Source organism: Pseudanabaena sp. Chao 1811 (assembly GCF_027942295.1).
In the GTDB taxonomy this organism is placed as follows: domain Bacteria; phylum Cyanobacteriota; class Cyanobacteriia; order Pseudanabaenales; family Pseudanabaenaceae; genus Pseudanabaena.
Map to the genome: position 1 here is coordinate 3,424,600 of NZ_CP101416.1, position 24,100 is coordinate 3,448,699.

Here is a 24,100-nt window from a genome sequence, read left to right on the forward strand (position 1 = left end):
CATAGCAACAAACAGAAATTTTGGTAAGGCTTATCTTAGAATATACTTGAGCTTATGATAGGTAATGCAATGTGCTGCCTATTATGGCTAGAACTAAAATATTTCAGCAGTCAGTGGCTAGATCTATTGCTTAACTCTTCATTCTTACATCTCAGCCATGCTGCTATCCATATCTGACTTTTTTATCAGACGACCTGTGTTTGCGACAGTCTGTTCTGTCATCATCACATTATTGGGAACGGCTTGTATCTTTATCTTACCTGTTGCTCAATATCCTGAAATTACGCCACCTAAGGTAACGGTTACGGCAAACTATGTCGGTGCAAATGCCGAAGTTGTGGAATCTACAGTTACTAATATTCTCGAAAGAGAATTGAATGGGATTGAAGGAGTTCGCTACATTACTTCCACTAGCGCCAATAACGGAACTAGTTCTGTCAACTTAGTTTTTGACCTAGGCAAAAATAAAGATATTGCCGCCGTGGATGTGCAAAATCGCGTCTCCAGTGTGCAATCACAGCTACCTGCCCCAGTTCAACAAACGGGAGTCAGAGTCAGTAAGGAATCATCAGGATTTCTCTTTGCGATCGGTGTTTATTCCGAGAAGGGAGAATATGACGATCTATATTTGAGTAATTACGCTGATCTCTATATTGTCGATGCGATTAAGAAAGTCAAAGGCGTTGGTAATGTGATCATCTTTGGTGAACGCAAGTATGCCATGCGGGTATGGCTTGATCCTAATCGGCTCTCTGCAAGAGGCTTAACGGCTCAGGATGTCGTAGCGGCGATTCAGCAACAAAACTTGCAAGTGGGTGTCGGACAAATTGGACAGCAACCCAATCTCCCAGATCAACAATATCAACTATCAATTTCTGCTACAGGGCGTTTAAAAAACACTGAAGAATTTTCGGATATTGTGATTAAAACTGCGAGTGATGGCTCACTGATCAAGCTCCGTGATGTCGGAAGGGTAGAGCTAGGTGCAGAAAACTATGGATCAGCTCTAAGGTTTAATGGTACTCGTGGGATTGGTTTAGGTGTATCTCAATTGCCTGATGCTAATGCCTTAGATGTGGCTCATGCTGTAAAACATGTTCTAGAAGATTTGAAGCCAACTTTTCCTCCTGGTCTAAACTATGAGATTGCCTTCGATACCACTAGTTTTATTGAGGCAGGAACTGAGGAAGTAATTATTTCGCTACTGATTGCGATCGCTCTCGTTATCGTCATTATTTATCTGTTCCTGCAAAATTGGCGCTCTACGTTAATTCCTGCGATCGCTATTCCTGTTTCTTTGATTGGGACATTCATTTTCATCAAGCTGCTGAATTTTAATATCAATACCCTGACGCTATTTGGCTTAACCCTTGCCACAGGGCTAGTGGTTGATGATGCGATCGTGGTTGTAGAGGACGTGACACGCCGCATTCAAGAAAAAGGAGAAACACCTGTTAAAGCTGCGATCGCGGCGATGAATGAATTGCAGGGGGCAGTCATTGCTAGCTCGATGGTGTTGATTGCGGTGTTCGTGCCTGTTGCTTTTTTCCCTGGAACAACAGGGCAATTGTATAAACAGTTTGCGCTAACGATTGCTTTTTCGATTACTGTTTCCACTTTCAATGCTTTGACTCTTTCGCCAACCTTAGCGGCTTTCTTATTAAAACAGGAGACACCACGTAGCAATTGGTTTTTTGATCGCGTGAATTGGGTGATTGATGGCACAAGAAATCACTACCAGAAGATTCTCAATAGGTCAACCCATTTAAAAGGCTTGGTAATGCTCCTATTTGTGCTCTCTCTGTTTGCTACCTATTGGGTATATACAGTTGTGCCAAGAGGCTTTTTACCTCAGGAAGATCAGGGCTATTTCATTACGATTGTCCAAGCTCCTGAAGGTGTATCGCTTAATTACACTGAAAAGGTGCTAGAAAATATCGAAGGTATTATGCTTCGTAAAGATGAAAAGGGAGAACCAGTTTATCCTGAAATCTCGAATATCTTTGCGATCGCAGGATTTAGCTTTAGTGGCAATACGCCCAACAATGGCATTGTATTCACCACACTGAAACCTTGGAAAGAAAGATCGCGATCGGCTTCGGAGATAATTGGTGGATTTACGCCCAAGCCCTTTGGTTTACTGCCTTCTCTCATTTCCATTAAAGATGCTTTTGTAGTTCCCTTCCCACCACCAGCAATTCAAGGCTTGAGTAACTACGGTGGTTTTGAATATCAGTTACAGGACAAAGCGAACCAAGGCTTCCCAATCATCGAGCAAACCATGGGAGCCTTATTAGGCAAGGCAAGTACCTATCCTGATCCCAATCGTCCGATGCTGGCAGGGCTACGCCCAAGTTTTAATGGCAATACGCCACAGTTGACCGTCGATGTTGATCGCGTTAAGGCAAATGCGCTGCAAGTATCTTTGCAAGATATTTACAACACCTTGCAGACATTGCTTGGTTCTCAGTATGTCAATGATTTCAACACCTTTGGGCGTACCTATCGCGTCTATGTCCAAGCCGATGCTCAATTCCGTGCTAATCCCGACGATATCAATAAGCTCTATGTGCGATCGCGGACAGGACAGTTAATTCCCCTCAGCAATTTAGTTAAAGTTACTCAAACCGTTGGTCCTTCGATTATTAATCACTATAATCTCTTCCGATCTGTGCAAATCACAGGTAATACTGCTCCGGGAGTCAGTTCAGGACAAGCGATCGATATTATGAACAAGATTTCTAAGGAAGTTCTGCCCAAGAGCTTTAGCTATGAATGGTCAGGCTTATCTTTAGAAGAAATTGGTTCGGGTAGTAGTGCTTTCTTCATCTTTGGTTTAGGAGTTGTATTTGTATTTTTAGTACTGGCGGCTCAATACGAAAACTACATCGATCCCACGATCATCATGCTCACTGTGCCCCTTGCTGTACTGGGCGCACTTTTAGCGGTAATGTTCCGTGGCTTATCGAGTCCCAATTTTGCTAATGATGTTTATACCCAAATTGGCTTGGTGATGTTAATTGGTATGGCAAGTAAAAACGCTATTCTGATTGTAGAGTTTGCCAATCAGCTACATGAAAGTGGGTTGAGTATTACAAAATCTGCAATTGAGGCTTCTCAACAGAGATTACGTCCCATTCTAATGACAGCTTTTTCGACTATTATCGGGATTTTTCCTTTGGTGATTGCCACAGGTGCAGGTGCGGCAGCTCGTCAATCAATTGGGACTGCAGTGATGGGTGGCATGTGTGTGGCGACATTCTTAAGTCTCTTCATCGTCCCCGTTCTATATATTGTCGTGAAGACTATTGAGAAACGGATGAAATTAGATGTCCATGATCCCAAAACTATAAACATTGTTGAGTCGGCTCTAGTTGCTGAGTATGGTGATAGTTACAGCAATCACTTTCATAGTGTTCATGGTAATTCAAGCAGATTGAATCAGGATCAATTGAATGGCAATCATGACAACCCCAATAGCAACTCACCTAGCAATCATAGTGACTCTTCAGAAAAGTCACAGGAAGACAACAAACCTGTATAAATAGCATTAGTTGGGGTTAAGCTGGCAAACTTTAAAAGTCCAAAAGTAAAAGCCTTGCTACGCAAGGCTTTTACTTTTGGACTTTTAGATAGGGTTTGGCAAGCAAACCCTATCTAAAAGTCCGTTTCAAATAAAGAAGAGGGTGCTTTAGCACCCTCTTCTTTTATGGATTTATAAGCTCTTTCATTTCCCGAATCGCTTTATCTAAACCTACTAACACGGCACGGCTAATAATGCTATGTCCAATGTTTAACTCCTCCATTCCCTTTATTTGTGCCACAGGACGAGTATTCCAATAGGTTAAGCCATGCCCTGAATTCAGTCTTAGTCCTAAGCTAATTGCTAATTCTCCACCTTTAGTCAATAGTTCTAGCTCACGGGTATGCTCTTCTTCATTTTTGGCGTTGGCATAAGTACCTGTATGTAATTCCACAAATTTTGCGCCAGTTCTTGCGGAAGCTTGCAATTGCTCTGGCTCAGCATCCACAAACAGGCTCACAGGTATACCTGCACCTTGCAATTGATGCACAAATTTACCCAAGCGATCGCATTGTGATTTTACATTTAACCCACCCTCTGTCGTGATTTCTTCGCGCCGTTCAGGTACGAGGGTAATATAGTCAGGCTTGACATCAAGGGCGATCGCGACCATTTCAGGGGTTGCTGCCATTTCGAGATTGAGCCTAGTACGGATAGTTTGTCTGAGTAATCGAACATCTCGCTCTTGAATATGACGACGATCTTCACGTAAATGAACGGTAATGCCATCAGCCCCTGCTAATTCGGCGATCACTGCGGCGGCGACGGGATCGGGTTCGACACCTCGACGCGCTTGGCGAATAGTCGCAATATGATCGATGTTTACTCCCAGAGTAGGCAAAACTTTATTCCTCAAAATTTTTCAAAATTTGTCATATATCTATACTTTACGATAGCAATCGTCATAATGCTTAGAACAAATCACATCGCTTTTTACAGCACTTTGCGCTCAAACCCGAACCAAGACAAGAAAATTTTTAAAAGTGTTGCAAAGCAACGCTTTTAAAAATTTTCTTGTGGTTCTTTTGATCAAAAACTGCTGTATGACCAAGTTTTGGAGAGGTAGTCCAATGCCCTACCTTTGCATTTGGATATCGACTAGACAAAATCAATCAAATTCGCGTAGGATCATAAGCCGCCAAAAAAATCCCATAGACTAATGACCTCTGACAAAATGAAACTGCTGGTTGCAGAAGCAGTTACAGCCCTTGCGCCTACTTTCACTAAAATCGATCTTCATGTAAAAACAAATCTCGAAAGAGTTTTGCAAGCTTTTCGCGATCGCCGTGTGGGCGCACATCATTTTGCCAGTGTGTCAGGCTATGGACATGGGGATATGGGACGCGATGTCTTGGATGAAGTTTTTGCACAGGTTATGGGCGCAGAGTCCGCCGCCGTGCGGGTGCAGTTTGTCTCAGGAACCCATGCGATCGCCTGTTGTCTATTCGGGATTTTGCGGCCCCTTGATGAGCTTTTATCTGTAGTCGGCGCACCCTACGACACCCTCGAAGAAGTCATTGGCTATCCCCTCACCTCCGATAGTACAGGTGCTAACTATGCAGGTTCGCTCAAGGATTTTGGAATTACCTATCGTCAAGTAGAACTCACCCCTGAAGGCGGCGTAAATTGGGAAGCTTTAGCAAAAGCAGTCAAACCCCAAACGCGGATGGTTTTAATCCAGCGTTCCTGCGGCTATGCGTGGCGGCAGAGTTTATCGATTGAAGATATCGAAAGAATTATTCAATTGGTTAAGCAACAAAATCCGAATACTGTCTGTTTTGTCGATAACTGCTATGGCGAATTTATTAGCGATCGCGAACCAACGGCAGTAGGTGCTGACCTCATGGCAGGTTCCCTGATCAAAAACCCAGGGGGAACGATCGCTACCGCAGGCGGCTATGTGGCAGGCAAAGCCGAATATGTCGAACTTGCTGCCCAAAGGCTCACTGCCCCCGGAATTGGACGAGAAGGCGGCGCAACCTTTGACCTTAATCGACTTCTATTTCAAGGTTTATTCCTTGCACCACAAATGGTTGGCGAAGCGATGAAGGGGAGTCACCTTGCAGCCTATGTCTTTGATAAATTGGGCTATCAAGTCAAACCCCTACCCTACGAGCCTCGACGCGATATTATTCAAGCGATTCAATTGGGCGATCCGAAAAAATTAATTGAATTCTGTCGTAATCTTCAGCGCTTTTCCCCCATTGATTCCTATGTCGATCCTGTCCCTGGGGAAATGCCAGGCTATGTTAGCCAGTTAGTCATGGCAGGGGGAACCTTCATTGATGGCAGTACCTTAGAGCTTTCCGCAGATGGTCCCCTGCGTGAACCCTATACTGTATTTCTCCAAGGCGGAACCCATTGGACGCATGTTGCGATCGCCCTTGAGAATTTCCAGATTGATGATTTACAGTAGTTTTTAGTTTTATAGCTGTCGCCAAGTGTATTAGCACATAAAAGCCAAGAAGAGAACGGCGACGCTTTGCGTTGCCGTTCTCTTCTTGGCTTTTGATTTTGTCTTAACACAAGCGACGATATAGGCGCAATTAAATATGAAACCCACAAAACTGTGGCGCACGCGCAGCGTGCGCCACAGTTTTCTACCTAACTATCAGTCATAAATACCTTATTGTTTTCCAGTACTTGGTAAGCAGATTCAGTATCGAGAGGCTTAGAAAATAAGTATCCTTGTCCATAACATTTCGTGAGAGAAGAAGAAAATAGAGTTTTGAGCATTTTTAATTGTGAAAGTGTTTCTATTCCCTCAACTACAACACTTTTTCCTAAAGTAAAAGCTAGAGAACCAATAGCTTTGACAATTATCCACTCTTCATTGTAGATAAAAGAACGATCAATCTTGAGAATATCAATGGGAAAATCCGTTAATCTCCGCAAAGATGAATAACCTGTACCAAAGTCATCAATGCAAAACTGAATATCTAAATCTTTAAGTTGATGAATAATTTGCAAAGTGCGATCGCGATCGCCCATGACCGTAATTTCCGTGATTTCTAACTTTAAGCAATTAGGATTAATTTGATAATTGTCTAAAATTTTTCTTATGTTTTCCACTAAATTAAACTCTGTTAGTTGTTTTGTGGATACATTGACACTCATGGTCAAATTGACATAATTAGGAAACTTTTGTTGCCAAGATTGGAGTTGCTTACAAGCAGTCTCTAAGACCCATAGACCAATCGGATATACTAAGTTGGTTGTTTCCATAAGTTCCACAAAGCTTACGGGTGAAAGAATACCATGTACGGGATGCTGCCACCGAATTAGGGCTTCAAATCCAGTAATTAGCTCTGTTCTTAAATTGACAATTGGTTGGTAAAATAATCGTAATTCTTCGCGCTCAATAGCACTTTTTAAATCTGCATATAAATCCCAATTAAATCCCGTTAAATTGGAAATTTCTGTTTTTAAAATCAGATTTTGATTCTCTAAAAGTTGAGTTTGCTCTAGAAGTTGAGCTTGCAGAGAACTAATTCGCAGGTGAGTTTCGATTCTTGCTAATACTTCAACTAAATGAAATGGTTTATTAATAAAGTCAATCCCACCGACAGCAAAAGCTTCGACTTTTTCTTCGATTCTATCAATAGCACTAATAAAAATAACTGGTATTTGCTGGGTTAATGGATCGCTTTTTAAGTTAATACAAACTTCATAACCATCCATATCTGGCATTTTAATATCCAGCAAAATTAAACTTGGTATATTCGTCTTAGCAAGATTAATCGCACTGATACCATCTGTTGCTTCTAAAACATCATAGCCTTGGTTAATAAGAATATTTGAGAGCGTTTGTATATTGTATTGTGTATCATCGACAACAAGAATGGTCGCTTTGTTTTTGATCATCAGAGATTAAGATGCCAAAGTAGTAATCAAAAATTATATAGCGTTTATAAAATTACTAATATTAACTGATGTTACGTGAAATTAAGATTTACATGCTTTGATCATGGCTAGTTTCAAGGGTTGGATAACAATGACTTTATTGACTTCCCATAAAACTAATAATATGCATATAGCAATCCTAACTCATCTGTAGATTTTGGGATTTGTGGAAGTGCACCTCATTGGAGTACGCTTCCACAAATAATTTGGGATTGCTAGATTCAGTAGCTAGGTACCATTAAACATAAAATCTCTAGAAACTTTGCTTACGAGCAGTGTGCGTATAATTGCCCAAATATTTATCTAGTCTTCATGCGTTAAATATTGTTTTTTATTTTATCTACGGTAAAGTAAAAATCTTCGTAGTATTTATGATCTTGGAATGTTGATTACAGTTAATGCAACGTCTTAGTTTGAGGTATAGGTTCTCAGCTAAGTAGTTGGGCATAATCAAAAAACAGAACCAAAACCCGTAGCGCACGCTGCGCCTGCACTACGGGTTTTGTTCTTTTATGTTTAATTGCACCCAGCTACTTAGCTGAGAACCTCCATGTTAAGAAATTAGTATAAAATGAGTAAGCCCGATGCGATGAGAACTTTATGGAGTCCGATCAATTTCCCGTAGAAGAAAATTTAAATCCATCTGACCAAGGAGAATCCCACGCAGAAATTACCTCATCAGTAAGTTTAGAAGAGCTTAGCGCTGAAAATATTGCTGATACGACCTTTCCGCATAGCGATGAAGTCATACCTGAAATTGCAGAGATCTCTAGTGAAGCCAATAAAGAAGCTCACTATGAAACTGGTGACGAAAGCAATAAAAATGATCATTCCGACTCTGTAGTCATTGCCGAAACTACAATAGAAGCAGAACCTGAAACCATAGAAACACCTGAAATATCTAAAATATCTGAGATATCAGAAAAATTGGCATATATTGACAAATTAAAACAAGAAGAAGCTGCCCTAAAGTTGGAACTAGAGCAACTTAAAACCACAAAGTCTAAGATTTTGCAAGATCAGATAGATGATCTCCAGTCAGGGATTATCCGTTTGGCTCAGGCGGATGTGGCAAGGCTCGAATATCAAAAGCAAGAGTTGCAAGCAGCGATCGCTGTTCTTGAGAAGCGCAAGGATCGCCTTGATAAAGAAATGACTAGTACCTATGCGGGAGCCAACAAGACATTGCGGTGCGGGTACAGGGCTTTAAGGATTATCTTGTCGGTAGTTTGCAAGATTTAGTTGCTAGTGCTGAGAAACTTAATCTGGTTGCGCCGCCAACTAAACCTGAAGCCGAAGTAGTAGTTACTGAGAAGAAACCCGCCAAGGAACCAGAGCCTCCCATCCTATCTGAACAGACCTTTGCTGAATATAAACAACGAGTGGAGCAGCTCTTAGATCGTTATCGAACTCTACCTGACTATTATGGTCCTGCATGGAAACTGCGGCGTACCTTTGAGCAAGTTCACGCCGATCGCGTATTCAAATGGTTTTTTGAGCAGTCAGGTCGTGGAGCTATCCGCACAATGGGAACTCGTCTGCAAAATATTCTGGTTACATCGGCGGCGATCTCTGTCCTCAAAGCCATTTATGGGGAAAAATTGCGAGTACTTGTTTTAGCAACTTCTCCTGAACGTCTTGGTGAATGGCGACGGGGTTTTCAAGATTGTTTAGGCTTGACCAGAGAACATTTTGGCTCCGATAAAGGTATTGCTTTGTTTGAAGATCCTGAGCCTCTAGCTACTAAAGGCGATCGCCTTGTCAAAGAAGGACTTAGCCCTTTAGTTGTCATTGATGAATCAGAAGAATTAATAGCCGTAGACTTGCTACGTTTCCCCTTGTTAATTGCCTTTGGTGGCGCACCTGATGTTAAACCTGCGGCTCCTTCAACTTACATAAATCGCGATACTAATCGTGATTCCTATCGAGACAATCAAAATAATCGTGATTACACCCGTGAACCCCAGCAAGACTATTCACGCAATGTCAATAGAGATGCAAATCGCGAACCAAATCGTGATTATGGTGTGAGAGAACGAGATAGTCGTGACTATGGCTCAAGAGACTATTCCAGCCGTAATTATGGTGATAATCGTGATACTGGATATGGTGGTGGTCGCGGTCGCAACAATCAAGATTCTGATTGGGACTGGTAAAAAAAAGCATTAACATACTTGACGCACCAAATCTCTAAAAACCCCCTCTAACTCCCCCTTGGAAGGGGGAGAACTTAGACTTCCCCCCTTGAAAGGGGGGACTGAGGGGGGTAAAAATCTGCGCAGTGTGTCAAGTATATTAACGCAAAAAAAAGAGGGCGCTTTGCGCCCTCTTTTTTACTATTTCTTAGGAGTTGCCTGAGGTGCTAGTTGGGGATTAGCAGATTGCTTGCTATTTTTGAGAATGTACTCAAAGGAAGTTCGTGACGGCACAAACTGGAAGCGATCAACTTCAGGATTGGGTTTGTTATCCTTAGAAACCATTGAGTCTAGGACTTGGAACAAAGATGCCACTTGGATCTTTGTTGCCTTGGTGATATCAGGTTGATCTTTGCTAGCGCGATCGAGCAAATTTTGCAGATCAGACTTATCAAGGAAGAAAGGAACTACTTGCTCCTTCTTGCCATTTTGATCAATGCTCATGGTTAACAAGCCTTGATTTTTATCTTGACCACCGATCGCAAAGAAAACAGGAACATTGGGAATTTTATCAGCCGCAACGCCTTGAGCTGTCAAGATGGTTCTCGCTGATTCGATGCTAGCTTTAGCAGGAATAAACTGGAACAGCACCTTTTTGTCCTTGTTTTGGCGGATCACTTGATAGGCATCATTCATTGATCTCACAATGATCTGTGCTTTTTTGCCCACTTCAGGATTAGATTTCTGAACCTGACTTAGCATTTGCTGCGCTTCATCGGGACCAAGGAAGAAGAATAATAGCTGACTATCATCAGCCTTAGCATTGGGTTGCTGAGGTACTGCACCCAATAGAGGCGAACCCTTATCATCGGTGATCGTAAAAACAGGAATACTTCCCAACCGTTCTAAAACTTGCGCCTCAGTTAGAGCTTCAGCCTTGAGAGTAAATATGGGACTAACAGCGATCGCACCTGCAACACTTGCGGTGGCTGCTAGTTTAACCAACGACTTGAATACGGACATATTTCTCCTAGCTACAATATGCTTATGGGGTTTGTTTGGGAAAGTTGAGTGAGACACAAGTAAAGGCAAAAGGTAAAAGCGAAAGAATTTAGTTACTTAAGAGTTACTTGGGCGCAACTCTAACAAGATCCTGCTTCAAAAGGCAACCTTTTTAGATCAGCTTTAGTGCAACTCGACATTGAGTTGTTACCCTTTACGACTCGAATATCATAATTATAGTTCCTGCAAAATAGTTACCACATAAGATTCCCAAAATCCTAAAAATCTTCATACAACTCCTAAAACTAAATCCTAAAACCATATTTATGCCTAGCGATGTTATGCCACAAGATGAAAATTTTCTCAGCTTTGACGAGATTTTTGAGGAACTAAATTATCGCCAAGCGCAACGGACATTGCGCGACATTGTGGCTAATTTGGACTTGTCCGAACGGGAACGGCGTGGGCTAGAGGAACCCCTCGAAGAACTTCAGCAAATGCTCGATAAACTAGAGCGTCAAGTCCTGCAAATAGCTGTATTTGGCATGGTCGGTCGTGGTAAATCGTCAGTGCTGAATGCCTTGATGGGAGGACAGTTTTTTGAGACTGGCCCCCTACATGGGGTGACAACGAGTCGGCAAGCGGCGGAATGGCAGATTTCCCGCGAGGCGATGCAGTCTAATGGCGATCGCACTATTCTCAAAGCCTCATTTCAGGGACGTGGCGAGGCACGGATTGAATTAATCGACACCCCCGGAATTGATGAGGTTGACGGCGAAGGTCGTGCGGAACTTGCCAAACGGATCGCGCAACAGGCGGATTTAATCTTGTTTGTCGTCGCAGGAGATATTACTAAAGTTGAGTATGATGCGCTTTCGGAACTACGAGGTGCTAGTAAACCGATTTTGTTAGTATTTAACAAAATCGACCAATATCCCCCTCAAGATCGGATGGCAATCTATGCCAAAATTCGCGATGAACGGGTGCGTGAACTATTAACTAAAGATGAAATCGTGATGACCGCAGCTTCGCCCCTTGTGGCTAAGGCGATCCGTCAGCCCGATGGCTCCTTTGAAGCAGAACTAGTCAATGGTAAGCCGCAAATTGAAGATTTAAAGCTGAAAATCCTTGAGGTACTTGATCGCGAAGGGAAATCGCTCATTGCCCTAAATACAATGATGTTTGCGGATATGGTGCAGGAGCGGGTAGTCCAACGCAAAATGTTTGTGCGCGATCGCCAAGCCAATCGCATTATTTGGAATTGTGTGATTACTCAAGCCGTAGCGATCGCGGTTAATCCCATCACTGTAGTTGATGTAATTACCAGTGCGATTATCGACGTGTCGATGATCGTGGCACTATCAAAGCTCTACGGCATTAATATGAGTAATCGTGGCGCAATTTCTCTGATGCAAAAAATTGCACTGGGTATGGGCGGCATCGGCGCAAGTGAATTTCTAGCTACCTTCGGCTTAAGTTCTCTCAAAAGTTTGCTCGGTATCGCTGCCCCTGTAACGGGTGGTCTCACGATGGGTGGTTATGTGTCAGTAGCGATCGCCCAAGCAGGCGTAGCAGGTTTCTCCACCTATGCGTTGGGACTAGTCACGAAGGAATATCTCGCCAATGGCGCATCATGGGGAGCCGATGGACCTAAAGCTGTGGTTAAAAGAATTTTGGAAACCATTGACGAAGATTCGATCTTGGCAAGAATCAAAGATGAACTCCGCGCCAAAATTGATTTGCGTAGGTTGAGAAAGATCTAGCGATATGCCCCTGCGATCGCTGTACTGCAATAGTCATTCGCTGCTAGACTAGCAAAAGAAAAATTTTTAAGATTAGCACCAGTACTGAATCGATGCCTCAAGATACCGTTGCAACTGTTTCGACTTCTGCACCTAACATAACTACAGAAGAAGCCCTAATTGTTTACGAAGACATGGTACTGGGGCGTACTTTTGAGGATAAGTGCGCGGAAATGTATTATCGCGGAAGAATGTTTGGGTTTGTGCATTTGTACAATGGTCAAGAAGCCGTTGCTACTGGCGTGATCAAGGCAATGCGCCCCGATGACTATGTATGTAGCACCTACCGCGATCACGTTCATGCCCTCAGTGCAGGTGTTACCGCCAATGAAGTCATGGCAGAACTTTTTGGTAAAGAAACAGGATGCAGTAAGGGGCGCGGCGGCTCCATGCACATCTTCTCCGCTAAGCATAATTTCTTAGGTGGCTATGCTTTCGTTTCTGAAGGTATTCCCGTAGCGGCAGGTGCAGCATTTCAGTCCAAATATCGCCGCGAAGTAATGGGCGATCCTAATGCCGACCAAGTGACTGCTTGTTTCTTTGGTGATGGTGCAAGTAATAATGGTCAATTCTTCGAGACGCTGAATATGGCGGCTTTGTGGAAGTTGCCAATTATTTTTGTAATCGAAAATAATGACTGGGCAATCGGCATGAAGCATGTTCGCGCAACTTCTGATGTCCGCATCCATAAGAAAGCAGAAGCTTTTGGGATGCCCGGATTTGAAGTTGATGGTATGGACGTAGTCGAAGTGCGGAAATATGCTCAAGAAGCAATCCGCCGCGCTCGTGCTGGTGAAGGACCTACGGTTTTAGAATGTATGACCTATCGCTTTAGAGGTCACTCCCTCGCTGACCCCGATGAGCTACGCAGCAAGGAAGATAAGGACAAGTGGTTTGGACGCGATCCGATTAAAATCTTCGCTAGCTATGCGCTTGAGCATGGTTTAGTCAATGAAGGTCAGTTAAAAGATATTGATAAGAAGATCCGCGATGTGGTTGAGGAATGTGTTCGCTTTGCCGAAACTTCTCCTGAACCCGATCCTAAGGATCTATTCCGTTATCAGTTCGCTGAAGACGAGTAAAAGACGATTTAAAAAAGAAGGGACGCAAAGCGTCCCTTCTTTTTTAAAGGGGCGATCGCTATAATTTGCATCGTGATATTTGGGCTTGTTCCCAATTAACGTCATCTGTAATCGCGTTAGTAAAATCACAACTAATTAAAGTGGCATTCTGAAATGAGGCTTTAGTGAGATCGGCATACTGAAATTGTGTGCCTATAGCTGTGCGTGAGGCATTGATAGCAATACGAAATAAGTAGAGACTGCCAAAAACTTGTAATGGCTCGATCGCTAAAAAAGTGAGTAAAGCCGTGAAGCTATTAAATTTAATCGAACCAGCGATCGCATTAAAAGCACCAGAAACTAAGATTTTCGTAAATGTTGAGCCAAAGTATCCTGACACAAAGGCAATAATCAGAGTAATAGGAATTGCGGTAAGAATTCCTTTGCTATGAGAGAAAGTGAAGTTGATGGTAAAAGCGATCGCAAAGCCTACGGCAAATACCACTATCGCGATAATCGCCACCCAATAGATCGTCTCGCGATTGACAATATTTGTACCAAAGATGAACGTGAGAATAAAAGTGATCAGTAGGATCGTCGCAATCAAGGCTGTTCCCGCAAACATCAATGCCATCACAAACGAGGTAAAGTTGGCGATCGCGATTTGCCTTGGGCTTTTGCCAGTTCGCACATTGGCAAAATTGGCAAACTTTAATTGAGAGCGATAAAAATTACATCCACGTAGATCCGCGCCGCTAAAGTCAGCCCCGATCAGGTTTCTACCTTGAAAGGAGCGATCGCGCAAATCTTGGTTTGCAAAGTTAAGACCTTGACTCATAGAGTCCTTGGATATGCTTTGAGTTTATTTGAGTGTATTTTATGTGAGAGCCATGTCTGGCATAGATCTCAAATAGTAGGTGATTTTAAGACCAATCAGCTGAAGTTGGCTTAGAAATATGTGGCAATCCCCACCCTAACTTTTCCCGTAAGACTTTAAAGAATTCACCTTTTTGAAGGCGAATAAACCTTGCAGGATATTGCGATCGCTCAACCTCAACCCGATAATCAGGATAAACATAGCAACCTGCATTACCATCGACCACTAACACCAAACGGTGACGATTGGCGGGAGTAACGATCGCTTTTTCGGTATTAGCAAATACTAAAGCCCGTGATGCCATGGAATGGGCGCAAATGGGAATTAGCTGAAATACAGGAATGCCGGGTTCAATGACGGGACCACCTGCCGATAGGGCATAGGCAGTTGAGCCAGTGGGGGTGGAAATGATGACACCATCTGCCGCAATATCTACAGGCATGTGGCGACCAATCTGCACCTCAAAATGACACATACTGGTCAATGGCTCACGATGCAATACCATTTCATTGAGCGATAGAGCCTCCCACAGTAGACCTTGGCTATCGTAGACCCGCACGGTCATCATCGATCGCTGTTCAACGACATATTGTCCCTCGACAATTTGGGAAATTGCTTCTTCCCAGTTCGTCAAGTAAGTTTCTGTTAAAAAACCCATATGCCCTGTATTTACATTGAGCAGGGATAAACCTAATGGGGCAATTTGGCGACAAGCTGATAAGACAGTACCATCTCCGCCTAAAGCCACCACAAACATAATGTCGCGATCGAAGCCTATGGGGACTAGGCTTTCGATTGGAGTGTGGCATACGGGAGCATCTGGCTTACCATAGCCCAAAATACCGCCATTTCCTGTCGCCAGCACAGTCTGAATATTGCGCTTTTCAAGCCACAACTTCATATCTAATGCGACCTGCTCAGCGACTGGTTTTGCGTCGTTATAGACAATACCGACTTTTGGCACGCTCAATGACTACCTAGACTATTCAAAAATTTTGTCTGTTGGGTAATTATAGCTTTTAGCAATTAGCTTTTAGCAATTAGCTCTTAGGCTTTTAGTAATTAGCTGTAGGCTTTTGGCGATTTGCTTAACGTGAGTTCGATAACGCTATTTGCGCGGCGCGAAGCGCCGCGCAAATAGCGTTATCGAATTGATGGTGATCAAGATCACTATCAATGTAGCAATTAATCACAAGATAGGAGGACAACAGGAGCAACAATAATATCGATTGAATCTGGATGTATGGAGTTTTTATGAACTGCCGATTCTGTAAAAATTATGCTCCACAAGGTCGAAACGGCGGATATTGTAGTTTGTTGTCAGTTCCAGTTCAAGGTAAATGGGAGTCTTGCCGCTTATATTTAGCGAGCTTTCCTGAAAAGTCTTCACCTATCGTAGTATCCAGTAATATCACCCCTCATCTAGTTTTGTTATAGCTATTAAAGAGTGGCGGAGCATTTCGCCACCACTCTTTACTTTGAGCCATGCTTTGCCCGTTTTAAAGTGTGACTAAATAGTAAAAACCTGTGGCGCACACTGTATATGCCCCACAGGTTTTTAAGTTTTATATTTAATTACGCTTAGTTAATCAACCCAAGTTGCTACCTATTAAAAATCGGCTCAAAACAAGTTAAAAACAGCCTCGCTAAGTCCAAAATGACGCTATTTTTATATAAAAATCTAGCATTTTTTATTTTAACTTTAGTCTTAAATGAATAGGTAGCAACTTGGGTTAATCAGTGGGAAGACAAGTTAGGGAAATTATCAACTTTTGTTTCTTTTGCTTCTTTAGTTTGATTCCAAAGCATCATTCCTAATACACCATCCAGCAAGCCGCCGCCGCGATCGCCACCATTAACTGCGACATCTGGCACGACTCGGACTTTACCTTCACCGATCGCTTGCATCATTTGTAGCGCCACATAGGAATTACCACCGAGGGCATTGACCCCAGCACGATAGGCATCAGCTTTAGCTTCACCAGTAACACGAATTGCTTCCGCCTCACCACTTGCCTCCTTGACTTTGGCATTAGCTTGTAGTTCGGCAATGCGAACACCCTGCTCTGCGGTAACAACTTCCCTCTGAATATCGGCAAGCGAAGTTTCCCGTACCAGTTCTTGACGCTGCGTTTGGGATATACGCTGGACTTCGTAGGTTTTACGCTGTTCTTCGGCAATTTTGCGATCGGTCAGCGTTTGCATTAGGGTTTCTGGTGGCGCGATCTGCCCTAATAGCGTATCAACGGCTTGGACATCATAGGATTGCAAAGCCGTATGAATAAAATCAGCGGCTTCCGCTTGGCGATCGCTACGAGCGATTAGGAAATCCAACACGGTATAAGCCTGTGCAGAATTACGGAAGTAATTGCCAACGGTCGGACGCAGTACATGATCGACAAGATTTTGCATGGAACCAACCCTTGAAATCACTCTAGGGGCATCTAAGGCTCCCACATGAATGATCTGGGCTACTTCCAAATTGAACGCAAAACCATCAATCGATCGCACATTCAAGGCTTTGAGCTTAGAGTCATAACCATGCTCTTCGTTACGATCGCTAAAGTTCAGCACAATATTGGTCGTGGGTACGAGTTCCACTTTCATGATGTGCGTATTGAGAGGATGTTTACCGGGGTAAAGCGGCTCAATCCATACACCTTTATCACCGACATTCACTAAATGCCCGTGGGTAAATAGAGCGCCACTGACATCATCTTGAGCGCCACCGACAAAGGAAATTACTACGCCCACATAACCAATGGGAATCTCGGTCATTTTCACCTGTTCCACTTTGGCAAACCAAGGATTGAGATTCCATGAACCCGATAGAATTACTTGCTCCTGTAAGCCCCGCCGACCGCCGCCATCGATGAATAACTGAGCATTTTGGAAGTTATCATGTTCAGGAATAATCGCCCCTGCGATTGCCCCTGATTCAATGGGAATGCCATCTAAAGTGGTGACAATACCTACTTTTTCGGTTTCCACAGAATAGAGTTTCAGGTCATTGGGTGACATTCCATTTTGACCAGCATTCACCGAAGTAATAATTGTAAATAGAGCCGTATTAATCCGATAGGTTCCTGCGGTTAAGATGCCAATCTGTCTACCCTTTTCACCACCAGCTAAGAGGAACTGTCTCGCATTTTGGAAGTTGTCACAGGGAACGGTTTTGCCGAGAATGCGATCGGGGGGAATGGATTTACCATCGTTAGCAATAATTAAGCCAATTTCGCCTTGGGGAATTACCACTACCGATTCTTTGCGAATTCCATATTGCCAAGGATAATAGCCAAAATACCAACCGGGGGCAAGGGTATCGGCTTGATAGCCTGCTTCGCCATTGATGGCAACTAATTGTCCGGGAGGTAAGTCACCACGGAAGGAGAATTTCTTAACGACGATGCCGACTTCGCGCTCACCAATTACAATTAAGCCTAAAATCCATCCCACCTGTGGCAAAAATACAAATACCAACACCACGCCACCAATTACCCATACCCAAATGGGAAAGTTAAAATCGCCTGCCTGCATTAACTGCATTTGCGGGGCTTGAGCAGAGTTCGATCGCTGCTGTGATTGATTTTGTTGAGCAATGAGTTGATTGTTTTGCTGAGCGATCGCTTGATCATTACCATTTACTACAGTCCATGTCACTGTCCCAAGCATGGCGATCGCTGCCCCTGAAACAAGCGATCGCGCCCAAAACTTTTTGCTAATTTTTTTGATCAAGTTTTGGTGAATATCCTGAATCTGCATTAGTTTTTTCACGGGAGGAACCCCACTTTCAGAACTGCTGCTAATCTAGCGCAATTGTCAGAAAATCCTCAAAACTAACTAAAAAAATTAATAACCCCAAACAAAAACTGGTCGCTTCGCGACCAGTTTTTGTTGTGCGGCAATTAACCCTTAAGTTCAAAAATTCGATTGATCACATCTTCGACAACGCGATCGGGGGTGGATGCGCCTGAAGTTACGCCAATCTTGATTTTGCCTGCGGGGAGCCAATTAGTGGCTTGCTCGATCGATTTTCCTAATGGCTTATGTTCAATTACTTCAGCCGAAATAATCCGATGCACATCATCAATGTGATAGGAAGGAAGATTGCGCTCGATCGCAATTTCTTGTAAATGGGTGGTATTAGAAGAGTTATAACCACCAATCACGATCATCAAATCGATCGGATCTTCGACAATCTCGAACATCGCATCTTGACGCTCTTGAGTAGCATCACAAATGGTGTTAAAAGCGAGAAAATGCTCATTGAGATGTTCGACACCATACTTCTGCATCATTGTGCGTTCAAACAGCTTGCCGATCGCTTCCGTTTCGCCCTTGAGCATCGTGGTTTGATTAGCGACACCGACTCTTTCTAAATCACGATCTGGGTCAAAACCGACGGACATGGCTTTGCTGAACTTCGCGATAAATTCTTCTCTGTCGCCGCCATTGAGCATGTAATTAGTCACATATTCGGCTTCCTTCATATTCAGTACTACTAAATAGCGATTGGCGTAGGAACTTGTGGCGATCGTCTCTTCGTGATTATATTTACCATGCACAATCGAGGTGAAATCTGATTTCTTATGCTTCTCGACCCGATTCCAAACCTTGGATACCCAAGGACAGGTGGTATCAACAATTTTCGTGCCAAGGCGATCGAATAATTGGGTTTCCTGAACGCTAGCGCCAAAGGCAGGCAAAATCACCACATCACCCTGCTCAATGCCTGAGAAATCCTTAGTTCCATCACTATTTACAGGAACAAATTGAACTTCCATTTCCTTCAATTTGGCATTAACGGAAGGATTGTGAATAATCTCATTGGTAATCCAGACTTTTTCTGTCGGAAACTGGGTACGGGTTTCATACGCCATGGCTACTGCTCTTTCGACACCCCAGCAAAAGCCAAAGGATTTCGCTAAATAAATCGTGACATCGCCTTGCGTGTAGATATAGTCATGCTCACGAATAGTTTGGATCAGGTCACTATGATATTGCGATCGCATGGTCGATTCGGCTGCTTCGCCATGCCCAAAGCCTTGACGGAAATAGTTGGGAGACTTTTGCAAAGATCTCCGTATTGCTTGTGTATCGAGCGTATTGTCCATGCGCTTAGATGATTCTAGGTAATTGTGCTGAAAGTATTATATAGCCCATCGTGGTTTGCAAATGAGTACGCCCTCATTTGCAAACACAAAATCCAAAACTCTTATTGTTTATACCAATCCTTGCGCCATTTCTTCATTTGATCAATTTCAGTTTGTTGAGAAGAGATAATTCCCTTTGCTAATTTCGTGATGTCTGCTCGCTTTGACTTAGCGATCGCATCCTCTGCCATCACCACTGCCCCCTCATGGTGAGGAATCATCGCATTGATAAATCTCAAGTCAAAATCTTGACCAGCCTTACCCAAATCCAAATCCATTCGCATGGTTGCTCTTTGTTCGGCAGTCATCGGCATCATGTGATTCATCTCCTTATGCCAAGCCATTGGCGTATCACTGACATTGGGATACCATGCTTTACGCCATTTCTTCATTTCTGCAATCTCTTTCTCTTGCGCCTGAATAATCTCATTGGCAAGTTTTTTCAATTCTGGACGTTGAGAATTTTGCAAGACTGCCTTTGCCATCACCACTGCCCCCTCATGGTGAGGAATCATCGCATCAATAAAGCGCAAATCATAATCAGAATCGGCTGCCCCTAAACTCATTTCTCCATGATTCATCCCACTATGGTTTGTGGTTTTAGCGGTAGTCGGACTGGTTGAGCTGACAGGCTGAGTTTGCGCTTTTGGAGCTTCAGTACTTGGAGAATTCGTCGCAGTGTCATTAGGGTTACTACAGGAAGTACTAAGTCCACCAATAGCGATCGCTACTAGCAGCGATCGCTTTAGCGACTTGGGAAACTGATCAAACCCTAAGGAATTGAGAATCTTCATTATTAAAATGCTAACTTACAGTAAAAAAGCTAAATTTTAAATTTAAACTTACAGAATATTATACTTTTCTTCACAAGCTTGATAGGTTCTCAACAGGAACAGTTTTATCGTTAAAAAATAGAGCCAATAGCGCACGATGTGAGTGCGCTATTGGCTTTGAGTTAGCTACTTAAGCCATTTTGCGAAAAGCTTGTCATTTATGACTGGTGTTACGTGGAAGGTTGTAAAGCCCTCACCCCTAGCCCCTCTCCCGCAGGAGAGGGGAACAAGAAAATAATATGGGTTTTGCTCCCCTTCTCCTGCGGGAGAAGGGGTTGGGGGATGAGGGTTCCACGTAACATCATTCATGAATTGCATTAAGTTTTATTGAATTAAGATTGCTAGATCTGGAGTTTCATTCCGAGTTCATTTTTTTGAACTAGGCTAGAGATATGAGTTCAGGAGAACAGTTATGAAATCAACAGAACCTAGAGACTCTAATCTAAAACGTCCACCAGTAAGCGATCGCAAACACTATCGATTATGGATCTTAGCGATCGCTGGTATTGTTGCTGGTGGTGCGATCGCCATGACAAGTGCAATGACAAACCTTGTCCAAGCACAAACAACGAATCCTCCCAAGAAGCCCCTTGATGCTGCTGCTTGTCCCAACGCCACAAATGCTGCCATAAGGACAAATCAAGGGATGCCCAATCACATGATGATGAGTGGCGAATTTGCTGATCGCCACTTCATTGAGATGATGATCCCACACCATGATGGAGCTGTGAAGATGGCGGATCTGGCGCTGAAGCGATCGAAAAATGCTGATGTGCTGAAACTAGCGGCAGCAATCAAACGTGACCAAGTTCTCGAAATTACTCAGATGCGAGATTGGTATAAGGAATGGTACAAAGCTGATGTCCCCGATATGCCTAGCCGTCCTATGAAATCCTCTAATTCCATGATGGGTATGAATCACGGCAAAATGGGCATGGGCAACATGATGGGTAAGCGTAATATGATGGCTACCGATCTCAAAACACTCGAAACCGCTAATGATCGTGATTTTGACAAGGAATTTTTAGCAGAGATGATTCCCCATCACAAGATGGCATTGATGATGAGCAATATGATCGTGGATAGCGATCGCCCTGAAATGCGTAAGCTTGCTCAAAACATTTTGCGATCGCAAAGCCAAGAAATTGACCAGATGCAAGGCTGGTACAGCACTCTTCGCTAAAATTCTGCCAGTGCCGCAAAGCGGCACTGGCAGAATTTTTTGTTTACCCCTTGACTCTCCATCTCACTGGAGAATGCATGATATATCCAGTCCAATCAAGAAGTGTTGCGAAAAACGCGACACTTCTTGATTCTATAAGAATTTCAAGAGGTAAACATGGAAACGACGACGCTGAAATTACGAGGGATGAGTTGTGCTTCCTGTGCCAGTAGCATTGAAAGAGTCGTTAGCAATGTCTCAGGTGTTGAAGTATGTAATGTCAACTTTGGCGCAGAACAAGCCACTGTCACCTATAACCCTAGAGCCGTTGACGTTAACAAAATTCAACAGGCGATCGCCGATGCAGGCTATTCTTCGCAATTACTAAAAGAAGAAAATCCCTTAGTTACTGATGACGAGGAGCAGGCAACTCGACGCAAAGAAGAACAGGATCTCAATCGGAAGGTGAGCGTTGGTGGTGCGATTAGTCTATTTCTAGTAATTGGCGGATTACCGATGATGACAGGACTGAGCTTGCCCTTCATTCCTGCATGGATGCATAATTCTTGGTTGCAACTAGTGTTGACGATTCCTGTGCAGTTTTGGTGTGGTGCAAGTTTCTATATTAATGCCGCCAAAGCTTTCAAACGTCACGCTGCCACGATGGATACTTTGGTTGCCACTGGCACAGGAGCCGCCTACGGATATTCCATTTTTGCTACGGTTAATCCAGCCTTTTTTACTTCGCAGGGTTTAACTGCCGATGTTTATTTTGAAGCATCCTCGGTGATTATTACTTTGATCTTGCTCGGCAAACTCTTTGAGAATCGCGCTAAGGGAAGCACCTCTGAGGCAATTCGCAAATTAATGGGTTTGCAAGCGAAAACGGCACGAGTGATTCGGCATGGTCGAGAAATGGATATTGCGATCACCGAAGTACAACTCGATGATGTGATCTTAGTACGTCCGGGGGAAAAGATTCCCGTCGATGGCGAGATTATTGAAGGCAGTTCCACCATTGACGAAGCGATGGTCACAGGCGAAAGTGTTGCCGTGAAGAAGCAAGTCGGTGATGAGGTGATTGGCGCAACCATCAATAAAACTGGTAGTTTCAAGTTTCGCGCTACCCGCATCGGCAAGGACACTTTCTTGGCGCAAATTGTGAAATTAGTGCAGCAAGCCCAAGGTTCTAAGGCTCCGATTCAACGCCTTGCTGATCGCGTCACAGGTTTCTTTGTGCCAATCGTGATTGCGATCGCCATTTCCACTTTTATCATCTGGTATAACTTCATGGGTAATGTCACCCTTGCGGTGATTACCACCGTCGGCGTGTTGATTATCGCCTGTCCCTGTGCCTTGGGCTTAGCCACCCCCACATCGATTATGGTGGGAACGGGCAAAGGTGCAGAGAATGGAATTCTGATCAAGGGTGCGGATAGTTTGGAACAGGCGCATAATTTGCAAACAATTGTTTTAGATAAAACAGGAACAATTACCGAAGGTAAGCCCAGTGTCACCCATTTCGTCACCACCGCAGGAATGCCCGATCGTAAGGTTTTAGAACTATTAAGCATGGTTGCCACCGTGGAACGCTATTCTGAACATCCCTTAGCCGAAGCGATTGTACGTTATGCCAAGGCGCTCAAAGTGGAATTAACTGATGCTCAAGATTTTGAAGCGATCGCAGGTAGCGGTGTACGTGCCTATATTGGCGAACATTTGGTACAAATTGGAACCTATCGCTGGATGCAAGAGTTGGGAATTACGACAGAATCGTTAGAACAAACTTGGGATACGCTAGAGAGAAAAGGTAATACCGCAATCTGGATTGCCGTCAATGGCAAAGTCCAAGGCGTGATGGGCATTGCCGATGCGGTCAAACCTTCATCAATCAGAGCGATCCGCACATTACAGCGCATGGGCTTAGAAGTGGTGATGCTCACAGGCGACAATCGTCGCACTGCCGAAGTAATTGCCCACGAAGTTGGAATTGATCGCGTGTTTGCGGAAGTTCGTCCCGATCAGAAGTCTGCTCAAATTCAGCTTTTACAAAATGAAGGTCGTCAAAAAGATAAAATTGTGGCAATGGTGGGCGATGGCATCAATGATGCGCCTGCCCTTGCTCAAGCAGATGTCGGCATTGCGATCGGTACGGGTACAGATGTAGCGATCGCCGCCAGTGACATCACGCTCATTTCGGGCGATTTACAAGGCATCGTCACCGCGATCCAACTATCTCGCGCCACCATCCAAAATATCCGCCAAAATCTCTTCTTCGCCTTCATCTACAACATCCTCGGCATTCCCATCGCCGCAGGGATTCTCTTCCCCTTCTTCGGTTGGTTGCTCAGTCCCGTGATTGCAGGCGGCGCAATGGCATTTAGTTCTGTTTCAGTGGTGACGAATGCTTTGCGATTGAAGAATTTTAAGGCTAGCGATTAGCGATTAGCTTTTAGCTTTTAGTGATTAGCTTTTAGCTTTCACACTACTAATTTTGCAGACCATAAACTGTTTATTTTTTCAACTCCATAGCTAACAGCTAACAGCTAACAGCTAATAACTAACAGCCCATTAATCAAGGAAAACTAT

At 43.6% G+C, this 24,100-nt stretch carries 14 protein-coding genes and 1 pseudogene; 7 read left to right on the forward strand and 8 right to left on the reverse strand.

What is annotated here, in order from left to right; genetic code table 11:
* The first annotated feature begins 157 nt into the window (after positions 1-157).
* Positions 158-3,544, forward strand: coding sequence for an efflux RND transporter permease subunit (locus tag NMG48_RS15705; RefSeq protein WP_271252416.1), 3,387 nt, complete (start codon positions 158-160; stop codon positions 3,542-3,544).
* A 163-nt stretch (positions 3,545-3,707) separates the two neighbouring features.
* Here NMG48_RS15705 and NMG48_RS15710 read toward each other — a convergent pair whose 3' ends face one another.
* Positions 3,708-4,424 carry a pyridoxine 5'-phosphate synthase gene (locus NMG48_RS15710; RefSeq protein WP_271252417.1) on the reverse strand — a complete coding sequence of 239 codons (717 nt, stop codon included), beginning with the start codon at positions 4,422-4,424 and terminating at the stop codon, positions 3,708-3,710.
* Between the two features lie 318 nt (positions 4,425-4,742).
* On the opposite strand from NMG48_RS15710, the gene NMG48_RS15715 reads away from it, so the two are divergent.
* Positions 4,743-5,999 (forward strand): methionine gamma-lyase family protein, encoded by a 1,257-nt coding sequence (locus NMG48_RS15715; RefSeq protein WP_271252418.1) that lies wholly within the window; start codon positions 4,743-4,745, stop codon positions 5,997-5,999.
* Between the two features lie 188 nt (positions 6,000-6,187).
* Here NMG48_RS15715 and NMG48_RS15720 read toward each other — a convergent pair whose 3' ends face one another.
* Positions 6,188-7,447: a two-component system response regulator gene (locus NMG48_RS15720; RefSeq protein WP_271252419.1), complete on the reverse strand. Its 1,260-nt coding sequence runs from the start codon at positions 7,445-7,447 to the stop codon at positions 6,188-6,190.
* A gap of 639 nt (positions 7,448-8,086) precedes the next feature.
* Here NMG48_RS15720 and NMG48_RS15725 point away from each other — a divergent pair.
* Positions 8,087-9,642: pseudogene (locus tag NMG48_RS15725) on the forward strand (DUF3086 domain-containing protein).
* Positions 9,643-9,822: 180 nt separating this feature from the next.
* Here the strand turns inward: NMG48_RS15725 and NMG48_RS15730 are convergent.
* Complete coding sequence (locus NMG48_RS15730) at positions 9,823-10,644, reverse strand: Tic22 family protein (protein ID WP_271252420.1); 822 nt, start codon at positions 10,642-10,644, stop codon at positions 9,823-9,825.
* Between the two features lie 305 nt (positions 10,645-10,949).
* On the opposite strand from NMG48_RS15730, the gene NMG48_RS15735 reads away from it, so the two are divergent.
* Together NMG48_RS15735 and pdhA are read left to right on the forward strand one after the other, a co-directional pair.
* A complete protein-coding gene (locus NMG48_RS15735; RefSeq protein ID WP_271252421.1) occupies positions 10,950-12,386 on the forward strand; it encodes a GTP-binding protein in 1,437 nt (478 codons plus the stop codon).
* 92 nt (positions 12,387-12,478) lie between these two features.
* Positions 12,479-13,507: a pyruvate dehydrogenase (acetyl-transferring) E1 component subunit alpha gene (gene pdhA, locus NMG48_RS15740; RefSeq protein ID WP_271252422.1), complete on the forward strand. Its 1,029-nt coding sequence runs from the start codon at positions 12,479-12,481 to the stop codon at positions 13,505-13,507.
* A 58-nt stretch (positions 13,508-13,565) separates the two neighbouring features.
* Here the strand turns inward: pdhA and NMG48_RS15745 are convergent, their stop codons facing one another.
* The 5 genes from NMG48_RS15745 to NMG48_RS15765 form a co-directional block, all read right to left on the reverse strand.
* Positions 13,566-14,324 carry a pentapeptide repeat-containing protein gene (locus tag NMG48_RS15745; RefSeq protein WP_271252423.1) on the reverse strand — a complete coding sequence of 253 codons (759 nt, stop codon included), beginning with the start codon at positions 14,322-14,324 and terminating at the stop codon, positions 13,566-13,568.
* An 85-nt stretch (positions 14,325-14,409) separates the two neighbouring features.
* Positions 14,410-15,327 (reverse strand): NAD(+) kinase, encoded by a 918-nt coding sequence (locus NMG48_RS15750; protein ID WP_271255287.1) that lies wholly within the window; start codon positions 15,325-15,327, stop codon positions 14,410-14,412.
* A 773-nt stretch (positions 15,328-16,100) separates the two neighbouring features.
* Positions 16,101-18,035: an SPFH domain-containing protein gene (locus NMG48_RS15755; protein ID WP_345961279.1), complete on the reverse strand. Its 1,935-nt coding sequence runs from the start codon at positions 18,033-18,035 to the stop codon at positions 16,101-16,103.
* Between the two features lie 233 nt (positions 18,036-18,268).
* Positions 18,269-19,477, reverse strand: a complete 1,209-nt coding sequence (locus tag NMG48_RS15760; protein WP_271252425.1) for a 4-hydroxy-3-methylbut-2-enyl diphosphate reductase — start codon at positions 19,475-19,477, stop codon at positions 18,269-18,271.
* Between the two features lie 101 nt (positions 19,478-19,578).
* Positions 19,579-20,310: a DUF305 domain-containing protein gene (locus NMG48_RS15765; RefSeq protein ID WP_271252426.1), complete on the reverse strand. Its 732-nt coding sequence runs from the start codon at positions 20,308-20,310 to the stop codon at positions 19,579-19,581.
* A 451-nt stretch (positions 20,311-20,761) separates the two neighbouring features.
* Between NMG48_RS15765 and NMG48_RS15770 the strand changes: the two genes are divergently transcribed.
* Both NMG48_RS15770 and NMG48_RS15775 read left to right on the forward strand, forming a co-directional pair.
* Positions 20,762-21,532: a DUF305 domain-containing protein gene (locus tag NMG48_RS15770; RefSeq protein WP_271252427.1), complete on the forward strand. Its 771-nt coding sequence runs from the start codon at positions 20,762-20,764 to the stop codon at positions 21,530-21,532.
* Between the two features lie 156 nt (positions 21,533-21,688).
* Positions 21,689-23,953, forward strand: coding sequence for a heavy metal translocating P-type ATPase (locus NMG48_RS15775; protein WP_271252428.1), 2,265 nt, complete (start codon positions 21,689-21,691; stop codon positions 23,951-23,953).
* Positions 23,954-24,100: the final 147 nt, after the last annotated feature.